This window comes from Flavobacterium selenitireducens (genome assembly GCF_014748335.1).
GTDB lineage: Bacteria > Bacteroidota > Bacteroidia > Flavobacteriales > Flavobacteriaceae > Flavobacterium > Flavobacterium selenitireducens.
Genome location: NZ_JAAVIY010000001.1, coordinates 513,509 through 534,294, shown reverse-complemented (window position 1 = coordinate 534,294; position 20,786 = coordinate 513,509). Strand labels below are relative to the sequence as shown.

Genomic DNA, 20,786 nt, shown 5'->3' with positions numbered 1-20,786 from the left:
TGATATTCTGATGAAGCACATATTAATTATGCTTAGTATTTTTTCAGTTAGTTTGTTGTATTCACAAGATGGTATCGGCGAACTGCCTGACTACACACCGCCATCTCCTGAGGCTGCAGCCATGACAAAATATGCAGACCTGACTCCCAATGAATTTTCAGGAAAGGTCAACTATAATCTACCACTATATACCGTTCAAGCGTCACACTTAAAGCTTCCTATTGGTCTTAATTATTCGGGAGCAGGTGTCAAGGTCAACGACACGCCGACTTGGGTTGGGATTAACTGGACACTGGAAGCCGGCGGCGTCATAACAAGAGCTGTTAAAGACAAGCCTGACGAAATGGCGACATTTAGAGTTGTTTGGAACGATGCTGTTTTAGAGGGTTATACCTTGGATGGAATCATTGAGGACGGCTCTACGAAAGCAGATGAATTGCAAGATTTAGCGTACGGCTCTCAGTATGATTCTGAGGTAGATATCTTCCAGTTTTCATTTCCTGGATATTCTGGCAGCTTTTTCTTTGATGCTCAATGGAATCCCCAAGTATTGAATAAACAAAGTCATTTAAAAATCGAGGCTACCGCCCCCTTTGCACAAACTCACGAAATTACTATTACTACACCTGAGGGGATTAGGTATGTTTTTGGTGGACTAAACTATATTGAGTCTACACGCCGAATTTATGACAGCGGGCCAAGTTTTTCAGCGGGTCCGAGCGAAGGGGTAAGTGCATTTTACTTAAAATACGCCATTCATCCAATAAAGGGAACCTTACAATTTGAGTACATCAGTATTGGAACAGAAACCAATATAAAGACACAGCAAATACAAAACTTAAGAAAACGCATGCTTTATGATGGGGGAAATCAGGCGTGTACTGGAGACGGCGGCGCATGTGCGCCCCAGTGCTTGAATTCGTCCAGTGGACACGATACTTTTACCACCACTTGGGTGACCACTAAAATAACGGGCGCAAAATACCTTTCTAAGATTATCAGCTTAGACAATAGCGAAACAGCGACCTTTATTTCAGAAAGTGTCAACAGCCCTTATTTTAAAAGACGATTGCTGAATATTGAAGTTTCAAGAAGCGGCCAAATCTTTAAAACTATTCATTTTTCGTATACAGCTAATAGTGACTCAAGATTTTTCCTAAAAAACGTCGAATTTGATAAAGGAATGGATATTCCTGACTCGGTAACAGGTAGGAGAAATCAATTGTTCAAATTTGAGTATAAAAATCCTTCATCCTTGCCTGCGCGATTTTCCTATTCGCAAGATTACGCTGGTTACTACAATGGTAAAAGCAACAATACATTAATCCCAGATTCTAACTCAATGAATCCCTTTGATGTCCACAATCTTGCAGATAGAAGTCCCGATTTTGAATATGCTTCGATTGGTGCCCTTACAGACATTTATTATCCAACGGGAGGCAGCACTCACTTTGACTACCAAGCTAAAAAAGCAAGAAAAAAAGTATATTCTAGAAAGCACATGTATGCGATTAGAAACATGGATGAGGTCTATCCCGAAATCGTACAACCCAATATCTTATCAGATACATATCCCCACCCTTCCGAAATTGGTGAGGAGCCAGATGTACCGATACAGGTTTTTGAAACTAGCCCTATCACATTTTTTATAAAATTGGTCGGACATGGTTATACCTCATATATAAATAGGGATTATGCTACGTTTCGCCTGCGTGATATGGTAACTAATCAAGTACTGTTTACAACTTCAATTCATTTGCCTAATCCTGTTCCGATGAATTCGGAAAACCCGATCATACAAGAAACTTCCGCGACCTATCCGTGCCAGCAGGGTGTCGCGTATCGTGCAGAAATCACCATTAATGATGATCAGACGATAAACCCGTTGCCACTGGAAGCATATGTTCACTTTGATAATTTTGATGGTTACGTTGCGGTAGATGATGTTGGTGTATATCTCGAGCGTCAAACAGATTACGCAAGTACTAACCAGCCGGAAAACATAAAGCGTTACTATTACGGAGCCATAAATCAAATTACCCCTTCCCTAGCAGAGTTGCCTATTTGGAAACCTGAAAGATACCAGAAGATTAGTAAAGAGATATATAATTATATCTGTAATGGAAATTCGTGCTGCTATAGCACTACGGCAATTAATATGCTTGAATTTTATACAGTTTTCTATAATCTCAGCTCTGACTTTGTAGATTCATCAGGAAATACAAATCTGGACTTTTTTCCTGTTGTTACGACAAGTTATGGGGGAGATAATTTTGAAAATGGCGGGACTGAAAAAACATTCTCCTTTTTTTCCAATTACGGCGACATAAATATACCCGTAGCGGCAATTTCATCTACTTTTAACCTTTACAGAAGTCTAATGGAATCTCATATCAGTCACGATGTCAGTATTCCCAATGCGAGGAACGGCTCGCTACTCGCGGAAAAAGTTTTCCGAAAACAAGATGGAGTTCTCGCAAAAATCAGCGAGATTCGAAATACCTACACTTATCAGGAAGATTTCCGCGTGATAAATTTTATCGCAAAGCAAATTTTCAATTTGACGTTCATGGCTACCGGAACCAATATGGGAAACACCATATCAAATTATGCAACCGCAGCTTATCCGGTGGAATCAATCAGGGCGGAGCTTGCATCAAAAGAAACTTTACAATATATTGATCCCGTACCTTTAACCGCAACCGATGAGACAGGTTACAGAAAAATATCTAATCTTGAGATATATACCTATGGAGAGTTCGTAGGACTACCTACAAAAATTACTCAAAGTACAAGTGATTCAGGAATCAATCTAGAAACCCGTAGTTTCTATGTAAATGCTGCCGCCTCGGGTAGCTTGCCTGGCCTGTCAAACCTTACTTTTTACTCGGCGTTACTACAGCGAAATGTTATCTCTACCCCGGTACAAACCGAATCATGGAAAGGAGGCACCCTATTGTCCCGCCAACGAACCATATACAGAAGCTTTCAAGTTGGTTCATCGACCGTCTACCTCCCAGGTTATTTGCAAATCGCAAATCGGACGGGAATACTTGAGAACACGATTGAGTTCGTCAACTACGATGGTAACGGCAATCTTTCGCATCTCCGACAATGGAGCGGGCCAAATCTTCGGTACGCCTACAATTCTAGAAATCAAGTCGTCCTCAAGGTGGAGAACTGGACTGGAATCGCTCCTGTTGCTTACAGTGCCTACACCCCCATTGGTACGCCCAAAGACTGCGCCGCTCAACAGGCTTATCCCAATGCATTGGTAACTCGTTATTATTACAATAACTTAGGGCAGTTGCATATGATTGTAGATCCAAAATGTCAGTCGACAAAATATAGGTACAACTCCCTTAACCAATTAGATAAAATATTGGATGACGAGGATAACATATTGCAAACATTCGATACGAGTTTCAAATATTTCCACCCATAATTTAGTACGATGAAACAAATTGCTTTTATACTTCTTGCGTTTCCCGTGATGCTAATGGGGCAGACAACAACCGAAAATTACACAATTAAGAATAACTATAAAGCCAAATCTTTAACTATATTAGATCAAAATTCTCCGGATATCACAACTGAGATAGTCTATTTCGATGGTCTTGGAAGGCCGAAACAACAAATTTTAAGGAAATCTTCCGGTTCCGGAAAAAATTTAGTTACTCATATTCAATATGATTCGTCCGGAAGACAATCTAAAGATTTCCTGAGTTATGAGTCATCAGGAAATTCGGCGGCGTTTATATCTGACGCTTTGACCCAAAGTGCTTCGTTTCATTCCTTATACAATGGAGGAACAAATTATTTTTATTCCGAAAAATTGTTTGAGCCATCACCGCTTAACCGCGTGCTAAAACAGTCAGCACCTGGAGACTCCTGGGCTGCAAACCCGATTTCTGATGACGACCATACGACACGATTTGCTTACGAAACCAATGTCAGCAATGAAGTACGAAACATTAAAGCCGTAGTTGGAACCCTAACTAATGGCGCCTATCCTGCTTCACTTTCGTCGGTCTCGCAATATTATGCTCCAAACACGCTTACTAAAACTATTACTCGAAACGAAAACTGGTCTCCTGGCGACAACGAGCTCAATTCATCTATCGAATATAAAGATAAAGAAGGCAGAATTGTTTTAAAATCAGTTGTGACGACTCTTTCCGAAGGAGGCAGACATGATACCTATTATGTTTACGACAATTTCGGGAATCTCTCTTTCGTACTTCCGCCGAAAGTTGACTTTAGTAGTTGGAACGATTCCCAGCTCAACGGACTTTGTTATCAATATCGATATGACAGGCGTAACCGATTGGTGGAAAAAAAACTACCCGGAAAAAGTTGGGACTACCTTATATATGACAAATTTGACCGCGTCCGCCTTACCGGGCCCGCATTAAATCCCTTTGGACCGGAACAGGAAAAAGGTACGGAAGGTTGGTTATTTAGCAAGTACGATGCTTTTGGCAGGATTGCCTATACCGGCTGGTGTTACGAAGTTGACGGTCAAATTACATCGTCTTCGCGTAACTTGTTTCAACAGCGGCTTGATAGCGAAGTAGTATCGTTTGAAAGTCAAACAAATGTAGCCTCTACTATTCCCGGTGAGGTAATAAATTTTTATTATTCGACATCGGCCAGTGAACCTCATAGAAACTATTATTTGCTGACTGTCAACTACTACGACAATTACCGATTTCTACCGTCTGAGCTATTGCCTTTACCTACTGAAATCAATCAACAAGCTGTACGGTCGGGTAACAAGGGAGCGGCTACCGGATCTTGGATAAGGATTCTCGAACCGACACATCTAACACCAGGTAATGCAGGTACGCATTCTTATATACTTTATGACAGTAGCGGACATGTCTTGAGAAATTATTCGAGCAACTATGTCGGCGGATATGAGATGAGTGAGCATAATTTCGCCGCTGCACGTCATGACCGACTCGAAAGTACGGTTACCACTCATCATTCAAGTAATCTGGAAGTAGTGATCCGCAATGAATTTACCTATACCACAGAAGAAAGGTTGGAAATGACAACTTCGACTATCAATGGTGGCGCGCCGCAAAGGATCCATAAGATTTTCTATGATGGATTAGGTAATGTCCTTCGCAAGGAAATCGGGCAGGATCCAACCGGACAACCGTTGCAAAACGTACAGTACAAATATAATGTAAGGGGATGGTTGACAAACATCAACTCGCCTAATGCCTGTACCATAAATTGTGGAGACAACGAACTTTTCGCTTTGGAAATTAAGTATGATCAGCCAGTCAGTATTTACGGCGATGTTAAACCATTGTACAACGGAAATATTTCTGAAACTTACTGGAAAGGTTCAGGTGCATGGCGAAAGTATGGCTATGCATATGACGGGTTAAACCGGATGGTGGAATCCCATTACCAAAAAGTTTCTGAAAATATGCCTAACGGCAACTATGATGAAAAACTGCAGTATGACAAAAACGGCAATATAAGGCTGCTAAAACGGTACGGCGACCTTGACGCTCCTCTTGCCGCTATAATGATAGACGATCTCCAATACGTTTATCCCGTAGATTCTAACAGGCTTACCAAGGTTATCGACCACGAACAGAATCCTTCAGGCTACAACGATAGCGACTATTCCAGCGCGTTAGACGATTATAACTATGATGCATATGGAAATTTAAAGTCGGACTTGAACAAAAGTATTACTAATATTAGCTACAATCATCTAAATCTGCCTTTGAGGATTGACTTTTCTGCCGGTAATTATATCCAGTACGTCTACGATGCGACTGGACGTAAAATATTAAAGAACATCCCAGATGTTTTCGGCGGATTCTCCTTCAACGTGAGTTACATGAATGGCTTCCAATACAAGAATGGTGTACTCGAATTCTTCCCGCACGCAGAGGGGTACGTGAAAATGACGCCGACCTCAATCAACAACTTCAACTACGTTTACCAATACAAAGACCACCTGGGCAATATACGCGTTAATTACGCACTCGACCCGGACGATGGCCAGCTCAAGGTACTCGAGGAAAACCATTATTACCCTTTTGGACTTAAACATGCCAACTACTCCAGCGACGTTCTGGAATTCAGGGAGGAGAATTTGAGCGTGGCGCTGTTACAAAGTTTCCCGGTTTTCCCGCCGGTCCAAAGCCCTTTGCCGTATAATTATAAATACAATGGGAAGGAGTGGCAGGATGAGCTGGGGCTTAACTTGTATGACTATGGGGCGAGAAATTACGACCCTGCAATTGGGCGGTGGATGAATATTGACCCGTTGGCGGAAGAAAGTAGACGGTGGTCGCCTTATACTTATGCGATGAATAATCCTGTCTTCTTTATCGACCCTGACGGAATGTCCGCAACGGATTGGTACAAGGACAAAAAGGGGATTATGCAATTTGACCCTAATGTAAAGTCTCAAGCCGACCTCGGAAATAAGGGAACGTATGTAGGCGCAACCGACAAGCAAACAACAGCGAGCGGCGGAACAGCAGATTTTAGAAAAGACGGAAGCATAATGTACTCGAAAGAACAAGATGCTTATTCAAGAGTAATGGACAATACAAAGGCCACAGGTAGAGAACAACTTGCTGTTATAGGCGAGACGAGTGCCTTAGTTCTTCCAGACTATAAAAATTCTGGTTCGGAAGGGAATGCTTCAGATTTGGGATATACTTTCAAGAATGGAAATCTACAAGACCCATTGACTGGTAAGCAGTTCAATACTGTTGGCAGCGTTCATGCTCATTTAAGCGGTCTCGGCCCATCAACATATACAGGCGATGGTTGGGGAGATTTGGATTTTGCTCGCAATGCGACACCTAACAAACCAGTCTTTGTTATGCAGAATGAAAAGGGTACCGACGGATTAAGTGTTATTTTTGCTTCTGCGTATTCAAAGGGAACTCCCGTTAATTATCGAATTATGGACTTAACTAAGACAATGCCGAATATTAACGCTGACAATATACAGACAGGTAAAACAAGCTTGAGGAATTTTGCAAAGTCTGTTGATTGGAAAGGAATGCTTAAAAACTAAGATTGATGAAAGTAAGTTCTGTTTTTGTAATTTCAATTATTATATTCTGTTCGTGCAATAAATCTGTCGAAACCAATAGGATGATTGTTCGGAGCGACATGTCTAAAGTGTTAGATAGTTTTGCAAAAAGTAATCCCTGTAAGGATTGCACTTATGAAATGTATATTGATAAACAAGACCCGCATACGTACTTGACAACACTTTACGTTGGCGAACAATCGTTAACTGGTCAAGAAAACGTGGATAATAATCAGGAGTCGCAATATTCGGTAGATGCTGCTAATGGAACTTCTTTTGATGTTTATACAGGCATAGAGCATTACTTTAATAATACGGACAAGCGAAGGAAAGGATTAAAAAGAAGTGAGATAGATAACAGTAAGACTGTTATTTGGACTGTAAAAGATAGTTTCGGTAAACTGACTATTACTAAGCAGGATTTTGCATATCCATACATGCCTTTACCTCGTCCAGCGGTTGACATAAAGGATTTTATCAAAAAAGCAAAATAAGAAAACCCTCGCCGGATCGGCGAGGGTTTTCTTTTATAATCTAAGCACACGAGCCATTACGCCGCCGCTCGCAATATCAACGCCTCGAAAGCTCCCTTCATCTTTTCCAAGTCATACCCTTGTTGGTTTATGATGAACTGCAACTTATCTTTCTTTCTGGTCATGAGCCTACGGGTTAGCAGCTCTTGGAGAAAGAACCTGAACGTGTCAACGCTTTCGATTTCATTTGCGACCTCGGCCAGACCTTCTAACTCCTCGTTGCGCTCGTCGTTTGGTTCGTCGATAAGGTTATCGGGTTTGGCCAGACAAGGTAAGTCTGGTATCGGCCTCGGCTCATCGCTGTCGGCATGCATGAAGGCTATAAAATCCTCGTCGGTTTCGGTGTTGGATGATGAGGTTTCTGCATCCGTAGAGGCTGGCGCGGTTAGGTTTTGACCGTGTAAATTATTTTCCTCTAATTCCAATACTGGCGCGGCTTGCGGAGGATTTTCCGTGAGCGGCATTTCTGTGTTAAAGACGGCGTGGAGCTGCGCTTGGAGGAACGCCTCGTTTACGGTAATGGAGGTCGATGAGCCACCGTTCTTACCGTTGTAGTTGGGTGTGGTCACGGTGGAAACATATCCTTTTTTCTTTAGGTTGGCGATTATGTTGCCGACTGACTTAGCTTTGGTCTTGGTCTGACCCATGACAAGATAATCCGCAAGCGTTGTGTGGTTCATATAAAAGTTTTGACCGTTCCGCGTATAGGATAAGACCAATTCAAGGATTTTGATTTCGTTGCCCGTTAGGTCAAGTCTGGTAAGTTGTGGTAGTGATTTGATAAAGCTGGTAGCAAAAGCATCGTTTAAGGATTTGAATTCCATTTTAGATATTCCGTTTTTTATTCTCGGGGTAACGGAATCTGGCGACTGCAAACCGCCAGCAAACCCCTTTGTAAAACCGTAATAGCGTCACTTTATTTAGATACACACAATGACCTGTTCGAGCTGAATGTTCGGAAAACTGACTTAACCCTATTATAAGGATCCCAGATCAATGTTCAATACTTACGTCCGGGCCGTCACTTTTTGAAACTTCTGATACCGTGAGCCTTGAAATTATACAAGCCGAAAACATCAAAAAAAAACCGCCAGTTAAGCGCTGACGGTTTTATAATTTCAAACAAATTCACATTTATAGCTTAATGAACCGTTTTGTGGGCATGCCTTCCGCCTTTAGCAGATAGACGCCTTGGGAGAGATCGCCTACCGGGAACTTCACGTCGGGAGAAAGTGTTGCCGTTTTGATTTTTTGCCCGAGGGCGTTGTAAAAAGTAGCGTTGTTGTCGGAAGAAATTCCGCTTACTTGTATGTAATCCTTTGCAGGATTGGGATATAGGCCGATTTCGGAAGTTTGGTGAGAAGGCTGTCCGAGACCTGGACCGGAGAGTTTGGTAAGGAAGGTGAACCGTTCTTCCGATTCGTGGTGGATGTCGTCGAGCGAGACGGAGCCGTATGAAAATCCGCTAAGGAAAATCTCGCCCTGTCCGTTGACAGCCACAGCATCAAATCGATTTTCAGACGCTCCCAAAACCGTTTTGGCCAGTAAAACCTCACCCTGTGAATTGTACTTGAGAACCAGGGCGTCGGCGTGAAAGCCCATGGCTTCGGTCAGGTGTGAACCGCTCCAGGCGATTGCGCCACGCGTGCTTCCTGTGAAGTACACATTACCATTTTCGTCGAGTTCCAGCGCATTGCGATTGCCGGGACCGGCCTGTCCTTCTCCCGGAACTTCTCTTATCCACTGAAAAATGCCTTCCGAATCCAGTTCGGATACGAAAAAATCCTCGGCACCCGAAATCGGGCCTTCGGAAGACAAATTACCAAGCGCAAACGCATCCGAAAGGGCAGAACTAAAGTAAATCGCGTCCGGACTTTTAGCCTTTACGATCGGAAACGGGCAAGTGATGTCCTCGACATAGTTCACCCACTGGAAGATTCCGGATCCGTCATACTTGGAAACGTAAACATTATAAGTGAGATCGGTAGGAGCGGAGATGCCATTGAAACTGGCCGTATTTTCCGCACATGACCCGGCCGTGTAAATATTTCCCAGGTTGTCAACGCTTATCGAGGTAAGCATCTTGACCTTGTGCTGCAAAAGCGTCATCTGATGCGTTCCGGAAGGCGAAAGTTTGACGAGATAGGAATCGTCGTAATTCCCGTATCCGATGTAGACGTTGCCGGACGCGTCGACGGCGATTGCGTTGAAATGTTCTATTACCGATTCGCCTATAGTCGGGATCATTTGCCACAGCAGCGTTCCATCGGCACCTAATTTTACGAGCATGGGCTCGACGCCTTGGTTTGAAGTGGAAAACGCCTGTCCATCAATCGTCATACTTTGGCGAAACCCTATCGCAAGCAGAAGGTTTCCCTGGCCGTCGCAGACCATATTCCGGATTGCAGCCTGGCCCGTGATATTCGTTGAAAACAGCAAATTGCCCTGTACGTCATACTTTTTGATGAACACTGTTCCAAAAATATCCGAACCGTACGCGATCCCGTCCGATTCATAACCGGCGTAACATACATTTCCCACGGCATCGCAGGCGACGGAATAACCCACCAGGTTACCATTTGAGCTCAGGTCGATGGCCGGCGTCCTGATCCATTCGAATGATGATTGGGCCGCCACGCACTGAAAGGCGAGTGCAAGCCACGTAAAGAATACGATTTTCTGCATAAACAGTGCGTTTTTCGAGCTTTCGCCCCCATTCGGGACAGCGTGCGGATGTTGATTTGATGATGAGATGCGAATGTACGCAAGGAGGTGTGTTCCGATCTGACGCAATTGAGAATTGGATCGGCCTCGGTTAGAATTCGCGATATCTTACCGATTGTAACAAAGAAAGCCGCCCCCCCGGACGGCTTTCAAAACACCCAAACTTAAGTAACCTAACTTACTTATCGATCACGATGAAATCAGAGCGGCGGTTGGCCAAATGCTGGGCCTCCGTACATTTGACGCCGTTCCTGCATCGGTTCGTCAAGCGGCTTTCGCCGTATCCGATAGCACTTTCGATGCGCGTGGCATCAATTCCTTTTGAAATGATATAGTCTCTGGTAGATTTGGCGCGGTTGTCGGACAACTTCAGGTTGTAAGCGTCCTTTCCTCTCGAGTCCGTATGCGACTCGATCTTGATTTTTAAGACAGGGAATTTGGTCATCGCGAAGACCACTTTGTCGAGCTCCACCGCGGCAACATCCGTGATGTCCCATTTGTCGTATTCGAAATAGATCGGGTTCACGGTGATCTTCTCGACATTGTCTTTTTTGGTGATTAGATCATCGTAGTTCGTAAGTTCGAAATTCACATCTTTGGTCTGGTTGCCGTTCTTTTTGCCGATCTCAAGCTGTTTTTCTTCACGGCTGTGGTTGGCTTTGGTAGCGGCGACTTTGTAGGTTTTGCCACAAGGTACCTTGACGACGTAATCGCCGTTCCCATCGGTCGTGGCCGAAGAGACGTCGGTGTCCATCAAATCGGTAACGCTAACGGTTGCCCCGGCGATCGGCAACTTCGACTTCGCGTTGGTGACCTTACCGGAAATCAGTTCGTCGCAAGGCGCTTTGACCTTGGTAAAGTAGTAAATGTCGTCGTCGCCTTTTCCCATTTCACGGTTTGAGGAAAAGTACCCGAATTTGTCTTCGGCATCCACGATATAAGCGAAATCGTCTTTGTTGGAATTGATGGGTGATCCGAGGTTTTTAGGTTCGGAAAAAGCCATGTTTTCGCTCATTTTCGTTTCGTATATGTCGAGTCCGCCCCAACCGAAATGGCCGTCGGAAGCGAAATACAACATACCGTTGCTGAAATACGGAAACATGTCTTCTCCGGGAGTGTTGACCGTAGGACCAAGATTTTTGGCCGGCCCAACGGTTCCTGCCGCGTCGATTTCGGCTACGTAGATATCCGAACCGCCTTGTCCGCCGGGCATATCCGAAGCGAAAAACAACCATTTGCCGTCGCTACTAACAGCCGGGTGCCCGGTAGAATAGGCGTTATTGTTGAAATGAAGATCTTCGAGTTTGCCGATTTTTGACTCTTCCTGAAGAGGCGCGCGCACGATCTTGAACTGGTTTGTTCCCGTCTTGTCGTTGACGAGCTTTTTGTTGTTCTTGACGATGTTGCGCGTGTAATAGACCCATTTGAGATCCGGGCTAAAAGTGGCCGCCGCATCGTGATAGCGCGTCATGGCCTGAGGCAAAAAGGGTTGGACGTTGATCAGGGAACCATCCGAAACATTGCGTTCGGCCACGTACAAATCGAGAAACGGCTGCTTGTTCCAGTTGTAAAGCTTCTCGTTGTACTTCGTCGTATCCTTTGCCGAAGCATAGACAATTTTCTGTCCGTAAAACGCGGTCCCAAAATCGGACTTGTTGGAATTTGCATCCAATACTTTTACCGTGTACAACGGTTTTTCCTTTGCGAGGCTGTCCATTTGCTTTTTCTGCAATGCATATTTGGCCATGAGGGCATTGTCGCCTTTTGCCTCGAGGAATTCCTTAGTGACCTTGTCTGCTTTGGCGTAATCAAGCGTCGCCTTTATCGATTCGGTGTACCGGATGAAATACTCGCCGGGCATCGTGCTTCCCTGGACCTCGTAAAGCATCTGGTAATATTTCAGCGCCTCTCGCTTCTGGCCGATGTTGTAATGGGAATCCCCGGCCATCTTCAAAATTTCGGCTCCCGGATTTTCCTTTTCGGAAAGCGCTTCGTCGTACAGTTTGGCAGCTTCGGTAAACGAATACTGCTTGTAAAGTTTCTCGGCTCGCTTGAGCTTGGTCTGTGCCGAGGCCACCGAAATGACCAGGCACGCTATGATGATATAAAACTTGTTCATGTTTGGAGGTTTTAGAAGAATCGCGGTGATTTGATCTGGCTGGTTTTCTTGTTCATCTGGAAGCGCAACAGTATTTCGTGCGTACCGTTGTTGTACTTGTTGAGTTCACTCGTAGTGAAATCGTAAGCGTATCCGATGAAGAAATCGCGGGAGATCTGGAACCCGGCCAAAGCAGAAACCGAATCGTCGAAACGGTATCCGGCCCCGAGCACGAATTTTTCCATGAACATAAAGTTCGCCGAGACATCGAACTCAACCGGAGCGCCCGAAACTGCCCTTGCCAAAACGGCCGGCTTGAATTTCAGGTTGTCGGTAAGATCGAAAACGTAACCTCCGATAAGGTAGAAGTGAAGGCGATCGGGATCGACCTCCTCGGCTATATCGTCATAATAATCGCTTTTGATAAAGCTCGGGACAGACGCGCCCACATACCATTTATCGCCGTACAAATACGCACCGGCACCGATCTGCGGGATGAATTTGTTGTCGATGTTCTGGTTCAGCAACGCATCGTCCTCATCGTAAAAACGTCCTTTCGACCAATCGATGTTGAGGATTCTCGCCCCGGCTTTGAGTCCGAAGGCGAGTTTGGTATTGTAGTTCAAATCGATGGTGTACGAGAAGTTACCGTCGAGGTAAATCTCCCTTGACGGGCCTAATTTGTCCTGGACGGCCGAGAAGCCAAGCCCAAGTTTTTCATTTGAAAGCGGGCTGTGGACCGTAAATGACTGGGTTTCGGGCGCGCCTTCGATACCAACCCATTGGGAGCGGTGGATCAGCACGGCTTCAAGAGCTCCCGTCGAGCCGGTATATCCGGAATTGATTACAAGCGGGTTGTACATGTATTGTGTGTAACCCGGATCCTGTTGGGCATTCCCGCTAATGGAAAACATCACGAGAAATGCCACACTGATTGCATATATATTGAATTTCATTGCGTCAAAGTTTTAGTTAATGGCTGATTCCGGTTATCGCATGATGTATAACCATCCCGACTTGGTAACACCGCTACCATCGCCCAATTCGAGCGTGTAGTAATAGGTTCCGGCGGGAAGCATCTTGTCTTCGTTGATAGGTGAATTCTGGTTGGCGATACCGTCCCAGTTGTTCTGGTAACCGCGCGTTTTGTACACCATTACGCCGTATCGGTTGAAGACCTGCAGCATATTGTTCGGATAATTCTCGATGCAATCGATGCGGAACGTCTCGTTGTCGCCATCGCCATTCGGAGTGAATTCGTTGTAGACAATCAAGCAGAGTGGTTCTACCCATGCTTCAGCTCCGTTGTTGAGCACCGTGGAATCATCCGGCACGGAATCATCGATCGTGACGCTGTTCAGGTAATTTCCTGAAGGATTCACAATGACCGTGATCGTAAGCGTAGCCGAATCATTTGCTACCAGGACCGGGATCGTCCACCATCCGGTCAACGGGAGGTAGGTTCCGGCCGAAGCGCTGAAATTCACCAACGTATATCCTGACGGAAGCATCTCGTTTACGATGACATCCGTAAAGTTGCTGATGCCTTCGTTATTGACGGTAATGGTAAACGTGACGTGCTGGCCAATCGTAGGATTGAAGATGTCGACCACTTTGGAGATCGTGAGATCTGAGCAGACATTGACGTTCACATTCAGCGAAGCCGACGTCGTATTGCCGCAGTTCACATCGGTAAAGACAACTGAAATGTTACCCGTCCCTATTGACAGCCATTCTACGGTTACCGAACTATCGTTGGTTCCGCCTCCGGCAGTGATTTGCCCGCCTGTAACGGTCCAGACATAGTTGGTCATGCCTGGCGTAGTGGAATAGGTTACCGATTGTGAAACGCAGGTTGTGTCGCCTCCACCGGTAATTACCGCGGTGTCCGAACCGGAAACCATGACCTCGATCGCAAGTCTCACGGCGCTTTCGCAGTCTCCCACGACCAATGCCACATAGTATGTTCCTGTTACAAGAGGCGTCGAAGCCGATAGAGGCGTGCCTCCGGTCGCTTCAGTGTAGAAGACGACGTCCAGTTCATTGACCTGTATATCTGCCACTGTTGGATTGTCGGCCAGGCAGAACATTTGGGTGTCGTCAGTCGTCGTTGGCGTGGCCGGATCGACGATATTGACGGCGATTTCGAGTCGGATTGCACTTTGGCAATCACCGACGGAAAGCGAGGCGTAGTACACGCCGTTCACTAAAGTCGTCGAGGCCTCAAGAGGCGTTCCCCCGGTTGCTGAACTGAAAAATACAACACCGGTCTCGTTGACCTGCAGGTCCGCCACCGTTGGATTGTCCGAAAGACAGAAATCCTGGGTAGAGTCTGTCGTGGTGGGCGTAGCCGGATCGCTCACGGTTACCGCAATTTCAAGACGGGTTCCGCTTTCACATGCCCCGTCTGAAATGGCCGCGAAATAAGTTCCCGTGACAAGCGGTGTGGTCGTATCCAAAGGTGTTCCACCGGTTGCCGTCGTATAGAACACAATGCCAGTTTCGTTGACCTGAATGTTCGCTACCGTCGGATTTTGTGTAGCACAGAATGTCTGCGAAGCGGAATTTGTCGTCGGCGTAAGTGGGTTTCCGATGGTTACGGTCACTTCGAGACGCGTCGTGTTCGAACACGTCACGTTTCCGAAAGCAGCATAGTAAATGCCCGCAACGAGTGGCGTCGACGGATCAAGTTGGTTGCCGCCAGATGCCGCGTCAAAGAACACGACTCCGGTTTCGTTGACCTGGATATCGGCTACCGTCGGATTGCCCGAGGCACAGAAATTTTGTGTAGCGTCGTTCGTCGTCGGCGTGCCTGGATCGTCGATGATGATCGTGATCTCAAGCCTTTCCGAACTCTCACAACCATTTACCACATTGGCTGCGAAATAGGTGCCGGCCGTCAATGGAGTAGACGGATCGATAGCGGTTCCGCCTGTAACGGCGTCATAAAAAACAACGGTCGCCTCATTTACCTGGATGTCGCCCACCGTAGGGTTGTCGCTCTGGCAGAACGTCTGGGTCGCATTGTTTGTGGTCGGCGCGGCCGGATCGGCAACGGTTACCGCAATCTCAAGGCGTTCGTCGCTTTCGCAGACGCCATTTGTCAAAGCTGCGTAGTATGTTCCCGAAACCAATGGGGCGGAGGCGTCATAAGGGCTTCCGCCATCGGCTGCGTCATAAAACGTCACACCTGTCTCGTTTACCTGTATATCCGAAACGGTCGGATTGGCAGACAGGCAAAAATCTTGTGTGGTATCATTTGTAGAAGGCGTATTTACATTGCTTACGTTAACCGCGATCTCAAGGCGGTCGGTGCTCTCGCAATTCGTACCGGCCTCGATTGCCGCCACGTAGTACGTTCCAGTTGCCAAAGGAGTTTCCGGCGTCAACGGTTGTCCGCCTGTAGCGACGTCGTAAATCGCTATATTGGTTTGATTGACGGCAAGGTCGGCTACTGTCGGATTCAGGTCGGCGCAGAAATCCTGTGTCGCGTCATCCGTAGTCGGAGTCTCTGGATCACCGATTACGACCGTTATCGCCAGGCGGGTTTCGCTTTCGCAGGCGCCGTCTACGCTCGAAGCATAATAAATTCCGGCAGCAAGTGGCGTAGCGGGATCGAGAGCCGTGCCGCCTGCTGGCGTCGTATAAAACACGACACCGGTTTCGTTGACCTGGATATCGGCTACGGTCGGCGCGTCAACGGCGCAGAAGTTCTGCTCGTTATCGTTGGTCGTCGGTGTCGGAGGGTTTCCTATCGTTACGGTAATGGCCAGGCGGGTTTCGCTTTCGCAGACGCCATCCGACAAGGCCGCATAGTAGATTCCTCCGTTTACTAGAGCCGTATCGGCAGCCAATACATTGCCTCCAATAGCGGCATCGTAGAATATGGCGCCGGTTTCATTGACCTGTAAATCGGCCACCGTAGGATTGTTGGCAGCACAGAAATTCTGTGTCGTTTCAGCAGTCGTCGGTGTCGGCAAACTACCCACTGTGACCGTAACGGCTTCGAGGTTTCCGGCTTGGTTGATACACGTCGTATTGCTCGACACCGCAACGTAATACGTATACGGGCTGGCCGATTCGTCAAGTCCTGTAATCGTAAGGACGCCATTTGAAGCGATGTCGTAAGTGACGCCGCCGACTGTAAGGCCATCGGTTATCTGTTGGGTCGTGTCGTTTGTGAAATAATAGGTGAATTGGGCTCCGGCCAACGTAGTTGTAGGCGTGATGACGGCGGTTCCGTCAAGGCAGATTCCAGTGTCGGAAACCGAAATATCGGCTGCGACCGAAGACGGCAGGATCGTAAAATCGATACGGGTTCGGTCGGCTTGGGCCGTCTGGCAATATTCAGCAGAACTGAATCCGACGAAATACGTATAAGAACCCGGCGCCAGTCCGGTCAACGCAAGTGTGGACGTCGTTTGGTTGGCAATCAGCGTCTGAGTCGTCCCATCAAAGGAATACCAATAGAAAACGGGATCCGTGACAGTAAGCTCAGCATCAAGATTCGCGACAAGGGTGACGTTTCCGTCGGCAGCACAAATCGAGGTTTCGGAACCGCCGTTGATCGTTACCGATTCGATAGCGTCCGCAGGAGCAGTCTCAGTAACATTGACCGTTACGCTGCCTCGGCTCAAAAACGCGCACCCGAAGCGGATCGGCTGGATCCAGAACGTATAGGTGCCTTGAGGCAAGCTAGCCGGGATTGTAAACGAATTTCCGGTGGCCACGACGTTTCCGCCAACTTCCGCATCGTACCATACAAAAGAGGTACAGGCGATAGGAGCGGCTTCAAGAGTAATGGTTTGGCCCTGGCAAGCCGTGACTTCGTTGTTCTCATCGGCATCGATAACCTGAGTGTTGGCAAGTCGTTCCACATCGTGAACGTTGAGTTGATCGAGGACGCCTGCAACACCTCCAAACCGTATCCTCAACCTGTCGAAGGTAGCCGTCGGCGTGAACGTCACTACGGCCGCCTCGCCTCCGCCAAGCAGTTGTAGCGTCAACAATCCCGTTGAGATCAGACCGCCGGACGGCGCGTTGCCCAACATAGGTTGTACGCTTAGCCCGTTCAACAGCGACAAGGTGAGCAATGTTCCGGGTTTGGAAAGTCGGATGCGGACCTGGTCGCCTTCAATCGACGGTGTGTTGAATACGACGGTCATTTCCGCGGCGGCGAGGACGCCTACTCCGCTAAACAGGGTCGCGGCCGTGGTCTGGCTGTTGTCGATGGCTTGAAACGGATTCGTTACGCTTACGGTCGAGGTCAGGGCGCCGACTCCAAGATCGACGGCTCCGTAAAGCACATCGCGGGCATCGTCACCGCAAGCGACCTGGGTGGCTGGCGTGGCATAATAGGCTTCGAACACCTTTGCGTTTTGCGCGACGCTTACCAACGAGGATACAATGATGCGGACACCGTCGAATGTTTGCGGCCCGGATGCGTTAGCCGGAACGAATGTAAATTCAAAAGTATTTTGTCCCGGCAGCAGGTCCAGCAGTGAGCCTGACACGGGTTGAGGATTTCCGATTTCAACGGGAATTCCTTGGGCGTTGCGTTTCGTGCCGACGACAGAGAACCCTCCGATGAGCGTCAACCCGCTGTATTCAGAACCGAGTTTTACTGTGACGGGCGTTCCGGCGGCAACGGTATTCGGCCACTGAAGCGTTTGCCAGGTCGTTCCTATGCCGAGCAATCCAAGTCCTGTAACGATAGTGGAATGTGTCTGAAGGTTTGCATCCACGGCATTCGAGCCGTTGGCGACACCACCCGTGATCACCGATCCGGAGCTTTGCGTAGTAGCGTAGGCTGGCTGTAAAAGTGGAGGACACTCATTGGCGTCGAGAACCGTTACGGTGATAGTGGTGCTTGCCGTACAACTTCCGACGGTTGCGATTCCCGTAAAAGCGAAAGTTCCGGTAGTGGCAAATGGGCCGGCTACGTTTGAAGCCAGAGCGGTTCCGGCCTGATCGTACCAGGTTATCGTACCGGCAGAGGCGGTGGCAGAGAGAGTAACGGTGTTGCCCACGTTTGTGACCAAAGCAGTCGCCGCCGTGGTAATCACGGGTTGCTGGTTGATCGTTACGTTTACCGTAACCAAGGCAGAGGCGCAGGTTCCGTTAGGGCCTTGCGCCTGTATGGAATAACTTCCGCTCGTAGTAATGTTCGCCGCTGCTTCCGCTGCTACCGGATTGTTGGCCGCGTCGAAAAAGAGATAAGTGTTATTCGGGTCGAAATTCAGGATGGCGTCGGCTAAATTGGCCGATCCGCATCCCTCGAGCGTCGTATTGGCCTGCACCACAAGTTGTTCCGAATAGTTGACGACCACTTCCTTTAGTGTTCCCGTCGCATTCGTACAAAGTCCCTCCACTTCGAGGGCGATATAATAGGTGTAAGGCGAGTTGGCCTGGGAAAGGCCGGATATCGCAAGTGTGCCCGTCGCGTCGTTCTTGACATAGGTTACGCCCGGAGTTCCGGTAAATCCGGTGACGATTTCCTGGGTCATGTTTTGGTTCGTATAGTATCGGATGACAGCGTTCTCAAGAACCGTCGTCGGCGTAAGCGTAATATTGCCCTGGCAGGCCGAAAGAGGCGACGCGATAGTGATATCGGCCGCTGACGGCAATGGTACCACGTCTACATTGATGCGAACCCGGGAAGATTCTTCGGGGCATCCGATCCTGACCGCAGCAACATAAAACGAGGTGTCGGTTGCAAGGACCGGCGTTACAAACGGTTGACCCGACGTGGTCACTGCCAATGGCGTCCCGCCCGTCGCGGCTGAGTACCAGTGCAATTCATAATTCGCCGCGGTATTGGCGATCAGTGAAGCTGTACTTCCGGCGCAAATTCTCGGCGCAAGCGTAAAAGAATCCGTAATCACAGGCGCTCTCGCAACCCTGGTAACACCAAAAAGGTCGATGCTTTGCTGCAACTGTACATTGAGCAGGGCGGAAAGCCGCACAGTGATACGATTGGCCGGAGCGGAAGTTTGTACCGGGATCGTCACGATCTGGTTACCTTGGATAAGACCGATGACTTCCGGGTTGAGCAGCGAGCTCAGCGTAATCGTCTGGACGGAGGTTGGGCCGTTCTGCGCTATGATCTGTATGTTGTTGGCAACGCCTACCTCGAGTAGGGAAGGCGAGAGGCGCAATCGTACATTGAATTGGTCATTCGGATTGGAAAGTCCGTCGAAGTAGACCGTTTGCTCGATAGAGGCTGCAACGCCCAGGATGCCGAGACTGAGTTGTGAAAAATTTGTCGTACTGTCGTCAATTGCGTTTTCGGGATCGTCTACACCGGCACCGGCTATCTGCAGGAGGTCGAGCGTGATGCCGCTTCCGGAGAACGAAGTATAGGATGGTTGACCGCAATTGTCTGCAGTCGCGATATAAAATGCGTCGTAGACATCAAGGTTTCGGGTGTTGAACAGGCCGAGAAGGCTTCCGATGCGATTCGTAAGCCGGATGCGGTTATAAGCTTGGGCCGGCGTGATGGCGATAAAAAAGTCGCCGTTCTCATCGGTCACGATACGCAATCGGTTCGTGGCGAATTCGCCTATGTCCTGGCTGTCGCCCTGAAGCACGACGGTTCCATTGTTTTTGGCCTGGATCGTGAATTCCTGGTTGCCGATGAGCACGGAACCAAGCACGTTCGACAAAAGCCCTCCAAGGCTTCCACCCAAGAGTGCGGGCAGGAGATTGTCGTCTGTACGGACCTTGACGTAAGAGGTGGTGTTGGCCGGAAGCGTGGTGTCGTACTGAAGTTCGACGTGGCCGGAATAGGCACCGATTCCAAGCGCCAGCCCGGAACTGGCGCGTACGCGGGCAAAAGTCGAGAGATTATCGTCTACCGCGTTGGCGACATTGTCGGAATTGCTTTGGCTCGAAATCGTTTCGGGAAAGACCCTTACCGATTGGGCGATTGCTCCCTGGGAGAACAAAATCGGTAACAGAAAGGCAAAGATGTACAGGAATACATACATCCTTGTGAATGTAGAATTCAATTTCATAAGTAAAGTGTTAAGTTAATAGTGAGGTGTGGGACGGTGTGTGTGATTTAACTATTTCATTCGTAATTGCTTTAAAATTTTTGTTTTGTTTAATAGATTGCTATATGAAAAATTCTATATTTGTCACTTTCACACGAATTCTGAAATACCACATTGCAGATAGTCGTGAATTAATTTTCAAAAACGAAACGGAAATTCTCAAATTGCGAATGTCTCCGTTTCTGACCCTGACATGATCCGTGAAATCCGGGTTGTTATGGCCTTTAGGCTGTATAAATTGTAGCCCCCGACGATTTATATGGTTGAATTTTTAGTAAGAATTCATAACCATATTT

General features: G+C 47.6%; 8 protein-coding genes. 3 read left to right on the top strand and 5 right to left on the bottom strand.

Annotated features, from left to right (window positions below; all coding sequences use genetic code 11):
* Positions 1-10: 10 nt before the first annotated feature.
* The 3 genes from HC229_RS02290 to HC229_RS02280 are packed head-to-tail and all read left to right on the top strand — an operon-like array spanning position 11 to position 7,575.
* Positions 11-3,445: a hypothetical protein gene (locus tag HC229_RS02290; protein WP_191018814.1), complete on the top strand. Its 3,435-nt coding sequence runs from the start codon at positions 11-13 to the stop codon at positions 3,443-3,445.
* 9 nt (positions 3,446-3,454) lie between these two features.
* On the top strand, positions 3,455-7,063 hold the full coding sequence (locus HC229_RS02285) for a DUF6443 domain-containing protein (RefSeq protein ID WP_191018813.1): 3,609 nt from the start codon (positions 3,455-3,457) through the stop codon (positions 7,061-7,063).
* 5 nt (positions 7,064-7,068) lie between these two features.
* Positions 7,069-7,575 carry a hypothetical protein gene (locus HC229_RS02280; protein ID WP_191018812.1) on the top strand — a complete coding sequence of 169 codons (507 nt, stop codon included), beginning with the start codon at positions 7,069-7,071 and terminating at the stop codon, positions 7,573-7,575.
* A 56-nt stretch (positions 7,576-7,631) separates the two neighbouring features.
* Here HC229_RS02280 and HC229_RS02275 read toward each other — a convergent pair whose 3' ends face one another.
* The 5 genes from HC229_RS02275 to HC229_RS02255 form a co-directional block, all read right to left on the bottom strand.
* Positions 7,632-8,438, bottom strand: coding sequence for a hypothetical protein (locus HC229_RS02275; RefSeq protein WP_191018811.1), 807 nt, complete (start codon positions 8,436-8,438; stop codon positions 7,632-7,634).
* A 310-nt stretch (positions 8,439-8,748) separates the two neighbouring features.
* The gene (locus HC229_RS02270) at positions 8,749-10,299 is read right to left on the bottom strand and encodes a T9SS type A sorting domain-containing protein (protein ID WP_191018810.1); all 1,551 of its coding nucleotides are present in this window, start codon (positions 10,297-10,299) and stop codon (positions 8,749-8,751) included.
* 217 nt (positions 10,300-10,516) lie between these two features.
* Positions 10,517-12,457 (bottom strand): OmpA family protein, encoded by a 1,941-nt coding sequence (locus HC229_RS16690; protein ID WP_191018809.1) that lies wholly within the window; start codon positions 12,455-12,457, stop codon positions 10,517-10,519.
* Between the two features lie 11 nt (positions 12,458-12,468).
* Entirely contained in the window at positions 12,469-13,392 is a 924-nt protein-coding gene (locus tag HC229_RS02260; RefSeq protein WP_191018808.1) for a PorP/SprF family type IX secretion system membrane protein, read from the bottom strand.
* A 33-nt stretch (positions 13,393-13,425) separates the two neighbouring features.
* Entirely contained in the window at positions 13,426-20,451 is a 7,026-nt protein-coding gene (locus tag HC229_RS02255; protein ID WP_191018807.1) for an Ig-like domain-containing protein, read from the bottom strand.
* Positions 20,452-20,786 lie beyond the last annotated feature (335 nt).